Annotated in this window: 11 protein-coding genes; 2 read left to right on the plus strand and 9 right to left on the minus strand. The window is 28.8% G+C overall.

The genetic code is table 11. The features are described from left to right. Nucleotides 1-73 precede the first annotated feature (73 nt). Nucleotides 74-1,153, plus strand: coding sequence for a putative type IX sorting system protein PorV2 (locus B0A78_RS06555; RefSeq protein ID WP_097609493.1), 1,080 nt, complete (start codon nt 74-76; stop codon nt 1,151-1,153). Nucleotides 1,154-1,206: 53 nt separating this feature from the next. Then, on the plus strand, nt 1,207-2,331 hold the full coding sequence (locus B0A78_RS06560; RefSeq protein ID WP_065213325.1) for a lipoprotein N-acyltransferase Lnb domain-containing protein: 1,125 nt from the start codon (nt 1,207-1,209) through the stop codon (nt 2,329-2,331). A 34-nt stretch (nt 2,332-2,365) separates the two neighbouring features. Here B0A78_RS06560 and B0A78_RS06565 read toward each other — a convergent pair whose 3' ends face one another. The 9 genes from B0A78_RS06565 to B0A78_RS06605 form a co-directional block, all read right to left on the minus strand. Beyond that, nucleotides 2,366-3,757 (minus strand): exopolysaccharide biosynthesis polyprenyl glycosylphosphotransferase, encoded by a 1,392-nt coding sequence (locus B0A78_RS06565; protein WP_014166593.1) that lies wholly within the window; start codon nt 3,755-3,757, stop codon nt 2,366-2,368. A gap of 83 nt (nt 3,758-3,840) precedes the next feature. Further along, a complete protein-coding gene (locus B0A78_RS06570) occupies nt 3,841-4,863 on the minus strand; it encodes a glycosyltransferase family 4 protein (RefSeq protein ID WP_065213326.1) in 1,023 nt (340 codons plus the stop codon). Then, nucleotides 4,823-6,181, minus strand: coding sequence for an O-antigen ligase family protein (locus tag B0A78_RS06575; protein WP_014166591.1), 1,359 nt, complete (start codon nt 6,179-6,181; stop codon nt 4,823-4,825). The genes B0A78_RS06570 and B0A78_RS06575 overlap by 41 nt, the downstream gene beginning before the upstream one ends. Further along, entirely contained in the window at nt 6,159-7,244 is a 1,086-nt protein-coding gene (locus tag B0A78_RS06580) for a glycosyltransferase (RefSeq protein WP_014166590.1), read from the minus strand. Before B0A78_RS06580 ends, B0A78_RS06575 begins: the two co-directional genes overlap by 23 nt. After that, nucleotides 7,235-8,236, minus strand: a complete 1,002-nt coding sequence (locus tag B0A78_RS06585) for a glucosamine inositolphosphorylceramide transferase family protein (RefSeq protein ID WP_014166589.1) — start codon at nt 8,234-8,236, stop codon at nt 7,235-7,237. The genes B0A78_RS06580 and B0A78_RS06585 overlap by 10 nt, the downstream gene beginning before the upstream one ends. 9 nt (nt 8,237-8,245) lie before the next feature. Next, nucleotides 8,246-9,379 carry a glycosyltransferase gene (locus B0A78_RS06590; RefSeq protein ID WP_014166588.1) on the minus strand — a complete coding sequence of 378 codons (1,134 nt, stop codon included), beginning with the start codon at nt 9,377-9,379 and terminating at the stop codon, nt 8,246-8,248. A gap of 11 nt (nt 9,380-9,390) precedes the next feature. Next, complete coding sequence (locus tag B0A78_RS06595) at nt 9,391-10,380, minus strand: glycosyltransferase family 2 protein (protein ID WP_014166587.1); 990 nt, start codon at nt 10,378-10,380, stop codon at nt 9,391-9,393. Continuing rightward, a complete protein-coding gene (locus B0A78_RS06600) occupies nt 10,370-11,914 on the minus strand; it encodes a glycosyltransferase family 2 protein (protein ID WP_097609491.1) in 1,545 nt (514 codons plus the stop codon). The genes B0A78_RS06595 and B0A78_RS06600 overlap by 11 nt, the downstream gene beginning before the upstream one ends. Then, nucleotides 11,911-13,014, minus strand: a complete 1,104-nt coding sequence (locus tag B0A78_RS06605) for a glycosyltransferase family 4 protein (RefSeq protein WP_307725304.1) — start codon at nt 13,012-13,014, stop codon at nt 11,911-11,913. The genes B0A78_RS06600 and B0A78_RS06605 overlap by 4 nt, the downstream gene beginning before the upstream one ends. Nucleotides 13,015-13,051: the final 37 nt, after the last annotated feature.

Below are 13,051 nucleotides of genomic sequence, written 5' to 3' on the forward strand. Positions count from 1 at the left end.
TAATATAATAACTTTATAAGTTCTAGAGTTTAATATATCAGATTTTTATTTGATCTTTGCCAAAACTGTTCCCTTGAAAAAAATATTAACCTTTAGTTTTTTAGTTGTCTTCAATTTCTTTCAAGCTCAAACGGCTCGTAAATATTCTAACGAATTCATGAATATTGGTGTTGATGCTAGAGCTTTTGGAATGGCTAATACCATGGTGGCTCATACGAGTGATGTAAATTCTGGCTATTGGAATCCAACTGGTTTATTAAAAATTGAAGATAGTGAAGCTGCTTTTATGCACGCTAGTTATTTTGCTAACATTGCTCAATATGATTACTTAGCCTATGCAAAAAAAATAGATTCTCAAAGTGCTTGGGGAGCATCTGTCATACGGTTTGGGGTTGATAATATTTTAAATACTACTCAACTAATTGATGCAAATGGTACGATTGATTATAATAGAATTAGCTTATTTTCTGCTGCGGATTATGGAGTCACGTTTTCGTATGCTCGTGATTTGCCTATTCAGGGTTTAAAATATGGTGTAAATGCAAAAATCATTAGACGGATTATCGGGGATTTTGCAAGTTCTTGGGGGGTTGGTTTTGATGCAGGTATGCAATTCGAAAAAAACAATTGGAAATTAGGTTTCCTAGTGCGTGACATTACGACTACTTATAATATTTGGAATATCAACGAAAAAGAATTTAAAAAAATTCAGAATGCACAAACTCAAATTCCATTACAAAATCAGGAATTACCCACAACATCTGAAATTACATTACCAAAGGCACAATTGGGTTTAGCTAAAAAATATAATTTCCATAATGATATGAGTCTTTTAGTTGCTACCAACTTAAATATGGAATTTCAACGCACTAAAGATATTTTTTCATCAGACCTATTAAGCGTATCACCATCTGTAGGTTTTGAATTAGGCTACAACAATCTTGCTTTTTTAAGAACTGGAGTTGGTAATTTTCAAAACACATTGGGAATAGATGGTAAGAAAAGTATTGGTTTTCAACCTAATTTTGGGCTTGGTTTTCATTACAAAGGTATTTCGGTTGATTACGCATTAACGGATATTGGTAACCAAAGTGTTTCGTTATACTCTAATATTTTTTCTCTAAAAGTAGATTTATCTATTTTTAGTGAATGATAAAATCATTTATATTACATTAAAAGAATAAGGTTTAACTAAGAAATTAAACAATGAAAAAACAAATTATCTTTTTATTAGTTTTAATACAACTCTCTTTTTTTTCTTATTCGCAAATCCCTAGTCTATCTGAAAAAGCGGTATTTAGCATCTTGACAGTAGATGTTGCTCAAGAATCTCATACGCTATATGGTCATACTGCTTTGCGTATTCAAGATCCTATGACTGGGTTTGATGTGGTTTATAATTATGGAATGTTTGATTTTAGAACGCCTAACTTTATATTAAAATTCACTAAAGGTGATTTACAATATTATGCGGCGGTTTATCCTTATGCTGATTTTGAATACGCTTATAGAGAAGAAAACCGTAGTATTTATGAGCAAAGACTAAACCTTTCCTCTTTTGAAAAAAACAAACTATTTAAGGAATTAAACAAATCTGTTTTTTCTGAAAGTAAATATTATACCTATAAATTTATTGATCGGAACTGTACTACTAAAGTAATTGATATCGTCAATTCTTCTTTAAAAGATAAGCCTATTATAAATACACTACATAAAGAAGAAACGTACCGAGAAGTATTGTATAATTATCAAACGAAACAGTATTGGTTAAATTTAGGAATTAATATGATATTTGGTCATCGCCCTGATGAACAAGCAGAAGTTTTGTTTTTACCACTTGATTTTATGAAAGTATTAGAAGCAACTCAACATAACGGAAAACCCTTGGCTGAAAAGCCCCACATATTATACAAGGCAACTGCAAAAAATGAACCTTTTTCCTTATTAAATAGTTGTATTCCACTAATTATCCTATTACTTATTTTTGTTTTATTTAACAAAAAAGAGCTAAACACGATCTTCTTTATTCTCATGGGATGTATTGGACTGTTTTTTTTGATTGTAAATATATATTCTTTTCACCGAGAAGTGGTGTGGAATTATAATATGCTTTTATTTAATCCTTTTTACTTAATATTGGTATACTTTATCTTAAAAAAACAAACTCAAATAGCTTCAAAAGTAGCTTTTGCTTGTCTTATTAGTATGGGGATATATGTAATTTATATGCTAAATAAACCGCACTTATTTATTATAAGTCCTTTACTTATTACAAATTTAGTCCTTACACTAAGGTTTTATAAAAAGAACTTAACAGAAAATAAAAAGTGATAAAACACACGTAAGGTTTTCCTTTTTAACTATTTTACTGCCCACGGTAAAACAAAACGGTACTGATTGTTTTTATCATAATATTCAGATCTATGAAAATACCTCTATGTTTTATATAGTACAAATCATATTGTAATTTTACCAAACTATCTTTTAATGATTCTCCATAGGAGTAGTTAACCTGAGCCCAACCTGTTAATCCTGGCTTTATAACATGTCTTGTTTGATAAAAAGGCATTACATCATTAATCTGATCAACAAAAACAGGACGCTCAGGTCTAGGTCCTATGATTCCCATTTCATTTTTTAATACATTAATGAATTGAGGAACTTCGTCTAAGCGTGATTTACGTAAAAATTTGCCAAAAGAAGTGATTCGAACATCGTTGGGAGTAGCAAAAACAGCTCCATTCTTCTCAGCATTTACTAACATAGACCTCAGCTTATAAATATTAAATACCTTGCCATTTTTACCTACACGCTCTTGTTTGTATAATAACGGTCCTTGATTGCCTAGTAGGTTCCCCAAAAGTATAAAAGGAACAATAAATATCCCTATTAGTAATCCTATAGAAGAAATTAAAATTTCCATAATTCGAACATAAATCAGATATAGCTGATTTTGATTATTACGAGAAAATGGAAAATAACGATAAAAATCTCTTTCTGCTAACTGAACGGGTATTCGTTGGGTAATAGCTTCATATACCTGCGAATACTCTCGTACAGAAAAACCATGTTCTACAAGATATAATAACTTTTCATATACTTCTACAGGCATTCCTACTGATCTTGAGGAAGCTACTACTATTTCTGAAATTTGATTTTTTTTTATATAATTAATTAAATCATTTACTGAAATATTAGCCACTATATGATTCGTGCCTTTAGCGTAAATTTTGGATAAATTTACATACCCTAATATAATGTAATGTGGATCATTTTTCCGAAGTCCATTTATCAACTCACTCGTTTCTGTTTCTTCACAAATTAATAGTGCTTTTTTCACAAAACGATGCGATGCCAAATAATTGGCATACACTAATCGCCATCCCATTAAAGAAGTAGTGATAGCTAGATAAAACAACAGGATTTGCAATCTATTTTCGGGTAAAGAAGGCGTCAAAAAAGGGGTTAATAAATAAACTAAAACGGTAATAGAACTCGTAAGTACTATGCTTTTTAATATACTGGTTTGATTACTTGCTGTAGGCAAATCATACATTTCAAAAACAGTTCCAAAAAAAAGCAGGTATACTGATAGAACTAAGGTCCAATAAAAATTCTGATCCGAAATTCTCAAATAACTGAAGTCAAAATGATTTCCTATAAAGTAGAGGATAAAAACAACAAAAAAAACATCAAAGAATCGAAGTAAAATTTTTCTTTCTGAAATTTCAAAGTGCCAATGCTTTTTATTAATCATATTTATTTTTAGGGTTGGCTTGCAAATTAAACAATTTCAAGGAGAGAAAAAAATGGAGTGACAATTATTATAACATTTAACTATTATGACAATAAATCCTTCCAGAGTAATTTCGTTTGCTGCCAATCAAAGGTTTCAACTATTTTCCTAGCTTGATTAGCTATATCTAAAGCTATATCTGGGTTCATAAGTAAAAAAAGAATAGCTGATACCATTTCACCTGTAGCATTATCTGACACCAATAAAGCATTTTCTTGATCTGAAAGTAAAAAAGGAATTCCGCCAACTCTAGTACTAACGATTGGCAATCCTAAGGCCATTGCCTCAATGACACTAACGGGTGTATTATCAAAATGGGTTGTATTTATAAAAACAGCATAGTTTTGAGAAATTGTAATCCATTGTTCTTTTGATAATTTTCCTGTAAAAACAATATCTACTCCTTTTTCTTGAGCATATTTTTTTGTTTGTTCTAAACTACCTTCTTTATCAGGCCCTATCATACATAATTCTGCTAAGGGGTATTTTTTCTTCAGTTCAACCAAAACATCTACTGCCATTTTGGGGTTATAAATAGAAGCAAAAGCTCTTACCCAAAGCAACTTGGGTTGTAAATCAGTTCTTAATTTGAATTGATATTTTTCTATTTCAATTGCATTAGGAATAAAAAGAATATTTTTAAAACCTGCTTCTGTAAAATATTTTAGCAAATAATTAGACGGAGCAACGTTTTTATAGGCATTTCCAAAAATCAATTGACATGATTTAGGATTTTCCCTTAAACGATTCGGCAAATTACCGCCATGTAAAATAGGAATGTATTTTATATTTAAAATTCTAGCTAATTGACTTATTAAGAAAGCAAACCAAAATGCCGAAGTACTGTAAGTATCTAGTAACAAATAATCTGCTTTTCTATTCTTAAGAACTACAAAGAACATATCCATTAATCTAAGTAACAGATTTTTAAAAGAAGATGCTACTACTAGCCTATATCCTTCTAACTCTAACTGAGAACTTAATGTGTCAATTGTCGTAACATTATACCCTTTGGTTGATAGTTTATTACCTATGTAAACTATTTGTATCTTTTCCTTCAAAATCATAAAATTCCACTTTTAACAAAGATAAAGCGTAAATAAAAGCTGGTGCTGCTAAACGCATGGCAGCATGATTTACCGTAATAAACCAAAATAGAAAAAAGGGTAAAAAAAAGAAATGTTGCTTATTGTTCAAAAAGAAAAAAAGAGGAACAAAAATTAACACTAATAGACCGATCACTCCAACCATACCATGTTCTGCTAAAGATCTAGTAAATTCACTATGTGTCGGAACATTCATTCCTGTCAATTCTTGTCTAAATTCCTTGTTTTTACCTACTCCTACACCAAAAACAGGATTTTCAAAAAACATATTTATTTCAGTTTTTGCAATATCTTCTCTACCGCTAAATCGAGATTCTTTTACTCTACCAATTGCATCTTTATTTGCATAACGCTTTTCTATCAAGCCACCTGTTTCAAATGAACTATAAAACCAAACCATGCCAGCTGTTGATATTAGAAACAAGCTTAACATTATTATTTTTTGTTTTGCCTTATTTTGAGCCCTACTAAAAACATATAGTATAAATATTAAAATCATAATCACCCCACAGTACATTCCTCCTCTAGAAAAAGTCAACAAACATCTATAAGAAAACAAGAACACTAAAAAAAAATTTATAAAAATCTGAATTTTTGATTTAGAGTTCAAAAGAAATTGTACAAAAAAAAGAAACATCCCTAAACCTAAAATGGTTGATACTTGATTAGGTCCAAACCCTCCTGAAGTCGCAAAATTTGAACTTGTATCAGTAACTACATCTCTTACAGATGGATTAAAAAGTATCAAATAGACCATCATCGACAAAAGAGGGTAGCTAACATACAATAATAGTTTTAATAATAATTCATATTTAATTTTATTATTATAACAATATAACGCAGCTATTGCCAAACATATTGGTCCTGATATATTAAATGAAATGGCTTTTCTAATTTCTGTATCAAAATTTAATCTTAAAGAGCCAATAATTAAAGAAGGCACTAATAGTAACAAATAGATTAAATACCAATATGCAGTTTTCGATACTCCTCTATAATACATTCCTAGGACTAAAAATGCAATTATGACATATTTCCCATATTCATTAATATGCATTGAATTAGTCATTCTTAATAAAACTTCTATCCCTACGACATATCCTGAAAATAAAAGTGCCTCATTTCCTTTATTTTTTTTAATATAGATAATAAAAACACCCGAAATAAAAATAAATATGCTATAAATTTCAGCTACAAAGGGAACCGTAAATATTAATGCTCCTAGAACTAAATGAAGAGCATAATATTTTAAATAATTATTGGTAAAATGTTGTTCCATTATCTATCAATCTAATAAAATCTGAAATTATTTTTTCCCCATCAAATTCATTTCGTACTTTTTCTCTTAAAATCATCCCTTTTTCTTTTCTTAATTTTTCGTCATTTATTAGGGTTTTAAGTGCTTCAAAAAATGATTTATTGTCATTAGATTTTACACAGAAACCATTGTTAGGATTAATAATGAATGGAATTTCACCTACATTTGTTGCCACTACTCCTAATCCATGATAACCATATTCTAACAAGGCTACTGGAAGTCCTTCTGAAATAGATGTTAGAATTCCTATTTGTGATTGTTCTAGAACAGAAAAAGTATTAGAAACACTTCCATAAACAAAAACATTATTTTCCAATCCATTGTTTATAATCTTTTCTTTAATCATTTTAGAGTAATCATTATTAGCGTCTTTTCCTATCAAATGAAAAGTCCAGTCTGGGAATTCTTTTTTAATCATTTTAGCAATTTGTATAAGCATAAAATGGTTTTTTTGAGGTCTTAAATTTGCCAAGCAAATAATCCTTTTTCCCTCTTCACCTCTTAATCTTAACTGAATATCATTTTGAGAAGAAAAATCAACAAAATTGGGTAAATATGTAACCTTCTTACACAAAAGATTTTCTAAAGACCAATTTAATAGTAGATTATTAACAACGATTATTCTATCAAAGAAAAAAGAACATAGTATTAAAGGTAAATTTTTTAAAAAAGTATTCTTATGTCTAAAACCATAATGATCATGCCAAATAATCTTAATATTAGGCAAAAACATTTTTACACATAATGCCAAAAAAAACGATGAACTATGCGCTTGGATATACTCAATCTTGTTTTTTTTTAAGTACTTATAGAATTTTAAAAGTGCTTTTATATCTAAAGTCTTTTTTCTTTCTAAAAAAAAGTATTCTACTTTTTTTTTTATCTTATTTTTTAAAAGTCCTTCCTTCCGAGTAGCTACAATACCTGAAAATAGAACTCTATCTGATAAAATATTAGCATAACTTACTGCCATTTTTTCTGCACCTCCTACTTCAAGACTATCTATTAATTGAACTATTCGCATATACTACTAGTAAATTGTTTCAAATCAATATATGTTTTTTTTAGAGGTCCTTTGTAATTAAAAACTTTTTCTCTAGGTTCCTCAAAGGTGTTTCCGTCATAAACATAAAAAAAATTATTTTCTAGTTTGTGTAAATCTAAATGATGCATACCTGCATTAAATTCTTTTATATGTTCTTGTTGTTTCAAATAAAAAGGTTTGATTCGACTTAATTTATATGTATTTCTAACTTTATCGACGGTATAGAGAGAGAGTCCATATCCATAAGCTTCGGAACAATTTTGAATAGGCAATAATAATTTTCCTTTATAGTTTATGATTCTTCCTCCTGGTCTAGACTCAGTACCTTTTAATATTTCCTTTTGTTTTAATTCCCATTTCCCAAACAAGGAATTAGATACATACAGATTTAAATCTAAATTCTTTCCCGCTCCAAAAATCAAGTTAATAGAGTCTGAAAGATAAATTGTAGGATCTTTTAACTGGCAATTTTTAATCAATGTATCACATATTTTCCATTTATATGGAAATTTCACAGCCTCATATAATAAAACATGTCCAGAAGCTTGTGTTTCAGGTAACATATAAAATTTTTTATTCTTTTGAAACACCTGAGGATAGGACATGTGAAATGCTTCTTTAATTGCATCTTTTTCATAACGAAATTTTTTCCCATCCTTTGAAGCTAAAACACCAATTGTTCCATTATCATATTTACTTTGATTTTCAAAAAAAATATAAATAGAATCATTAGATTCAATCCAAAAGGGATCTGCAATAAAATTTGTTGAATCCTTAGAAACAATGTTTTTTAGTATCAAATTTATTTTATTAAAATCCATTTTTTCAGGAAAACGTTTAGATATTCCAAAACCAATAGACCACCCAGAACGTTTAGACACAAAAAAAGGGGTTCTGTAATTTATAACACAAACTAAAAGAAATCCAAGAATCATGAAAAATCCAGAAATCCAAAAAATTTTTTTTTTCATACTATTTTTCTAGTTTATTAATTTCATAATTTCATTTTCAAATTGATCAACTGTAATTTTTTTAGACCACTCAGTTCCTTTAAATGCCATATTCTCCAAAATAATTTCGTTATTTATAATCTTCTTAATAGTTTTTGCATCTTCATCTAAATTTAAAGATAATATAATTCCCCTTTCCCCCTTAGCAATCATAAAAGGAACACAAGATATAGGTGTAACTATGGGAATACATTTAAAAATCATAGCTTCTGCCACCACTTTAGGCCATCCTTCACTTTTAGACGGTAAAATTAAGAAATGGCTTCTTTGGTATGCTTCAATAATAGTTTCTTTTGATTGATTTCCTTTTACAAGAATTTTTTTAGATAAATTATTTTTTTTTATCCATTCAATAATTTCATTACTTAATTCTCCTTCTCCATAAAACTCCATTTTTGCTTTAATTCCTGTTTTTATTAATTTTTCAACTAATTTTAATGCGTATAAAGGTCTTTTCCCTCTTGATAAAGTTCCAACGAACAAAAAATTAGCCTCTAAATTTATTTTTCCTTTTTCAAATACATTTTCTAAAAGTAGTCTTCTTATTTCCTCTTCAGAGTACGTTGCAGTAAAAAAAGGTTTTATATTACTCGTTTGATTGGGCCATTCTCCATATACCAACACTTGCATATTTCTCGTAAGAAAAGTATTCGATAAAATCCATTTTTGCAATTTATAAGACCAAGGCTGTTTGGCATTTGGATCCCAATTTCCAGCATATTTTGCTGTTTTTTTCTTTTTTGGAAAAAAGATTTGTATAATAGCTCCCAATAACCCCATGTTTCCTGGACAACGCAAATGTATATGATCTGCTTTTCGAAAACCTTTATTGATCTGATAAATCAGAATAGGTAAACTGATTATAAAATGAGCGATAGCCTTAAAACTAGTAAGATTAAAATTAGGTACTTCTAGCCATTTTTTTTTTTTATGCTCATAAGATAACCAAATAGGATCAATATCCTCTTTCGATTTTGGAGCTACTAAAATTAATTCATCTGTATTTTTTATCCATAAATTCATTTCACGTATATAGGGAGCATAACCATATATTTCGCCCTTTTTTTCTATGTGTTGTACGTGAGTAATTACTACAAATTTCATTAACTGTTCGTTTATTGAGGTATTTTGACAAATATACTAATCCATCCCCAAATTCTTCCTAAAGATTCCTGAAAGGCTTCTTTCTTTTTGCTTCCTTTAAACATATTGGTAATTCTAATCATAAGTAATATACCTGTTATTACGTGCCATTTACATCTGTCTATAAACTTAGGATTAGGATTTTTTACCCTCCAAACATACCATCCATTTCTTACTACCATTTTACCATATTTAAACTTATTAGGTCTTCCCGAAGGTGCATGATAATGGGCTAATCTTGCAGCAGTATTACAATACAATTCCCCTAATTGAGAAGTTCTAATAGTAAAATCAGCATCTTCATATAAACCATACCCTTCAAAATAAGTTGAAAACTGAATCTTTTCAAATAGTTTCTTTCTAAAAGAAGAAACTCCTCCCATTAGTTGTTCTACTGGATATGTTTTTCCACTTGGAGGCAAAAAACTTATACTTCTTCCATGAGCAAATAGAGGCAAATATCCTGGAGGACAGTTAGTATCTAACTTCATTCTTTTACGAAATTTGAATCGAATGGGTTCTTTTCTTATAAATCCATCCCAATAAAAGTAGTTTGATCCGACGTTTTCTTTTTGACTCTTTTCCCACTTTACCTCATTGGTTATATAACCTCCTACTCCTAATGCGTTTGGAAAAGTAAGGTATGTTTTTAGTATTTCTTCAAAATAATTTGCTTCCAAAATAACATCATCATCTAAAAAACAAACGATTTCTGCTTCTTTATTTACTTTTGTAATACCAAAATTTCTTTGACGTGTCAGACCTCGTTCTTCTTCAGAAACTTGATAATATGTCAGATTTTTATACTGATGTGTAAAAAGTGTATCCTTTGTTTCGGAATCGGGCGAGCCATCTACAATAATTATTTGATGAGGATATGTTTTTTGCGCTTTTATAGACTCTAATAAATTAGTTAAAGAGCTTTTCCTTTTATAGGTGCAGATAATAACACTAAATTTCATTTTCTTTTAATTTTTCAGCCCATTTTTCACTTATTTTCCATTGTTTTTTAAAATTTAAAAAGTATGCAAGGGGATTTTTTATATTTTGAACTTTATAAAATTTTAAAAACAATACTATTTTATATCCCCGCAATTGCTTTAGAGAACTATATTTCCTTTTTACATACATTATAGTGGGCGATGGTTTAGGTTTATATACATCATTCTCCCATGGATGTACAAACTTAGTTCTAAATCCTCCAACCGGTGCCTTTAAATGTAATATTGATGGTTCTGGTAAATAGATTATATCACATCCTTTATTTCGTAACTGCATTCCAAACTCTAAATCTTCTCCAAAACCAAATTCTATTTTTTTATCAAAATATATAAAATTGTACAATCTTCTATTAAAAATACTACATCCTGAACCGAAAATAGTGGTTTGTGATATTTCCGTACATTCATTTTCTTGATTTTTCTGTAAACAATTAAAAACTACTGAGTCTATTTTTAAATTAATAATGAATTCAAATCCTTTTTCTAAAAATTTTGGTTCTATTCTAATATCATCATCTGCTAAAAAACACCATTTACTTTTCACTTCTTCTAATGCTAAGTTACGCGCATTACAAGCTCCTACTTGATGAGTAAAAATATGTTTTATAAAAAAAGGCCAAGATTCACTATTAATATACTCAAGTTCCGAAACACTTCCTTGTACTGAATTTTGCTCTACAATAATAACTGTTTTGGGCAAATGTGTCTGTAAACTTAAATCTTTTAATATATCATATAAATATTTTTTCCTCCCTATAGTGGGAATAATTACATCAATCGTTTCTTCTCTATAATCAATACTTTGTGAAATTCTTTTAAAAATTAATTCATTTCCTGTATTTTTAATCTTTGAATAAAAGAGAGTTTTTACAAGATTGAGAAGAGTTATTTTTTTTTCGTAAACAAGATAATTTGTAAAAAGTAAATAACGCCATACTATTTTATAGTGTTGACTTACAAACTTAAAAATTTCTCCTTGTGTTGCTTGTTTTTTTGAAAAGGAATTAATAGAATTTAGTAGCAACCTAGGTTCTGAATAACAAAACAAGCCTAATGGTTGATACAACTTAGCTACTGAATTAAAAATAAAATCAATTGAATTCTTAGAATACCATAAAGCAATAGGCATTTGTAATATAATACTACTATTGATAGCTCCCACTAAACTACTCATTTGCCAAGTGGGATATTTTATTTTTTTATTAATATTAATAAATGGTGAATCTTCAATATAGCCTATATCTTCTGATAAATAATTCGTATTGGGAGTATATGAAATCATTAATCGATCAAAAGACATAACTTTCAAAATATATTCTTTATTTATAAATTCTTGAGCGTCTTCATGACTCCAGACTATAATTTCTTCAGGATTTTTTTTTGCTACTTTATAAATAACCTCTCCTATCTTCTTTTTTTTAAAAGGATCAATGAATACAGTATCATCATTAATTATTTTTGTAACAAATGAAAAATTATGTACAACTATAATCATAATAAACTCTTGTAAAATTGCATATTTTTTTGTACTATTATTTTAACATCAAATTTAGAGGTTACAAATTTAGAGGCTTCTACTCCCATATTCTTTGCAAAATCTTCCTCTTGTAGTATACTATTTATTCTTTGAGCATATTTTTTATGATTGGCAGGATAAACTAGAAATCCACTTTTCCCATCTTCCATTAATTCTTGCGCCCAACCAATATTACTATTTACTATGGCTTTTTGCATAGCCATTGCTTCTATAGTAACCATCCCTAATGTTTCGGCATACGTTGGAAAAACACATACATTTGCTTTTTGAATATAATCTTTTACTTCATTATAGGGGATTTTTCCTAAATATTCTATTTTATCAAAGATTTCTAATTTTTTGAATTCGTTTTGCAATAACTCCCATGTAGAAACTGAATTGGTTTTTATGTCGTAGGAATCATTTCCTATCAGTACTAATTTTGCATAAGGGTTTTCTTTAAGTACTTTTTTTAAAATATAGGGAAGTTCGAAAACTCCTTTTTTTCTAATTAATGTTCCTATATACAAGATAAGTCCTTTATCAAATTCTATAGAATTTGGATTTTGAAATTGCTCCAAATCTAAACCATGATATATCGTCATTATTTTTTGTTTTGATAAACCAAAAAGTCTGGCGGAAAGTTCTCCTGCAAATTTAGTGGGGGCTATATAAGCTTGTGCCTTTCTAACGGCAAGTGTTTCAAAAAGTTTATTTTTAATTTTTTGTTTCCTTTTTTCTAAATGGCAAAAGTAAGTATCACTTCCATGAAAACGAATGATTAAAGGAACTCTAAAATTCATAAAAGCTGTAATCCCTGTCCAATCGGGGGCTTCTATTAAACTAATTCCGTCTAAATCAATTACTTTATTTACGTATTTTTGGATGTATTTTCTATAAAGATACCATTTAACAAATAAGTATTTTTTATCTTGAATAAGATGAAAATCAATTCCATCTTCATTAAATATTTCATTTTTTTTTTGTCCATAAACAAATACCGTAACTTTCACTCCATTAATAACTAGAGCGTTTGCTAAGTTTTTAATACTGGTTCCCAAACCTCCTGTCTGTTTCATTTTGACATGCGGGTATTCTGGAGTTAAAAAAGCTATA

The organism is Flavobacterium columnare NBRC 100251 = ATCC 23463 (assembly GCF_002530675.1).
Classification (GTDB): domain Bacteria; phylum Bacteroidota; class Bacteroidia; order Flavobacteriales; family Flavobacteriaceae; genus Flavobacterium; species Flavobacterium columnare.

Coding starts and splice junctions, on each gene's coding strand:
- B0A78_RS06585 (WP_014166589.1), bottom strand. CDS start 8,236: ATGAAAAAAAAAATTTTTTGGATTTCTGGATTTTTCATGATTCTTGGA.
- B0A78_RS06560 (WP_065213325.1), top strand. CDS start 1,207: ATGAAAAAACAAATTATCTTTTTATTAGTTTTAATACAACTCTCTTTT.
- B0A78_RS06570 (WP_065213326.1), bottom strand. CDS start 4,863: ATGATTTTGAAGGAAAAGATACAAATAGTTTACATAGGTAATAAACTA.
- B0A78_RS06600 (WP_097609491.1), bottom strand. CDS start 11,914: ATGATTATAGTTGTACATAATTTTTCATTTGTTACAAAAATAATTAAT.
- B0A78_RS06595 (WP_014166587.1), bottom strand. CDS start 10,380: ATGAAATTTAGTGTTATTATCTGCACCTATAAAAGGAAAAGCTCTTTA.
- B0A78_RS06575 (WP_014166591.1), bottom strand. CDS start 6,181: ATGGAACAACATTTTACCAATAATTATTTAAAATATTATGCTCTTCAT.
- B0A78_RS06605 (WP_307725304.1), bottom strand. CDS start 13,014: ATGAAACAGACAGGAGGTTTGGGAACCAGTATTAAAAACTTAGCAAAC.
- B0A78_RS06580 (WP_014166590.1), bottom strand. CDS start 7,244: ATGCGAATAGTTCAATTAATAGATAGTCTTGAAGTAGGAGGTGCAGAA.
- B0A78_RS06590 (WP_014166588.1), bottom strand. CDS start 9,379: ATGAAATTTGTAGTAATTACTCACGTACAACACATAGAAAAAAAGGGC.
- B0A78_RS06565 (WP_014166593.1), bottom strand. CDS start 3,757: ATGATTAATAAAAAGCATTGGCACTTTGAAATTTCAGAAAGAAAAATT.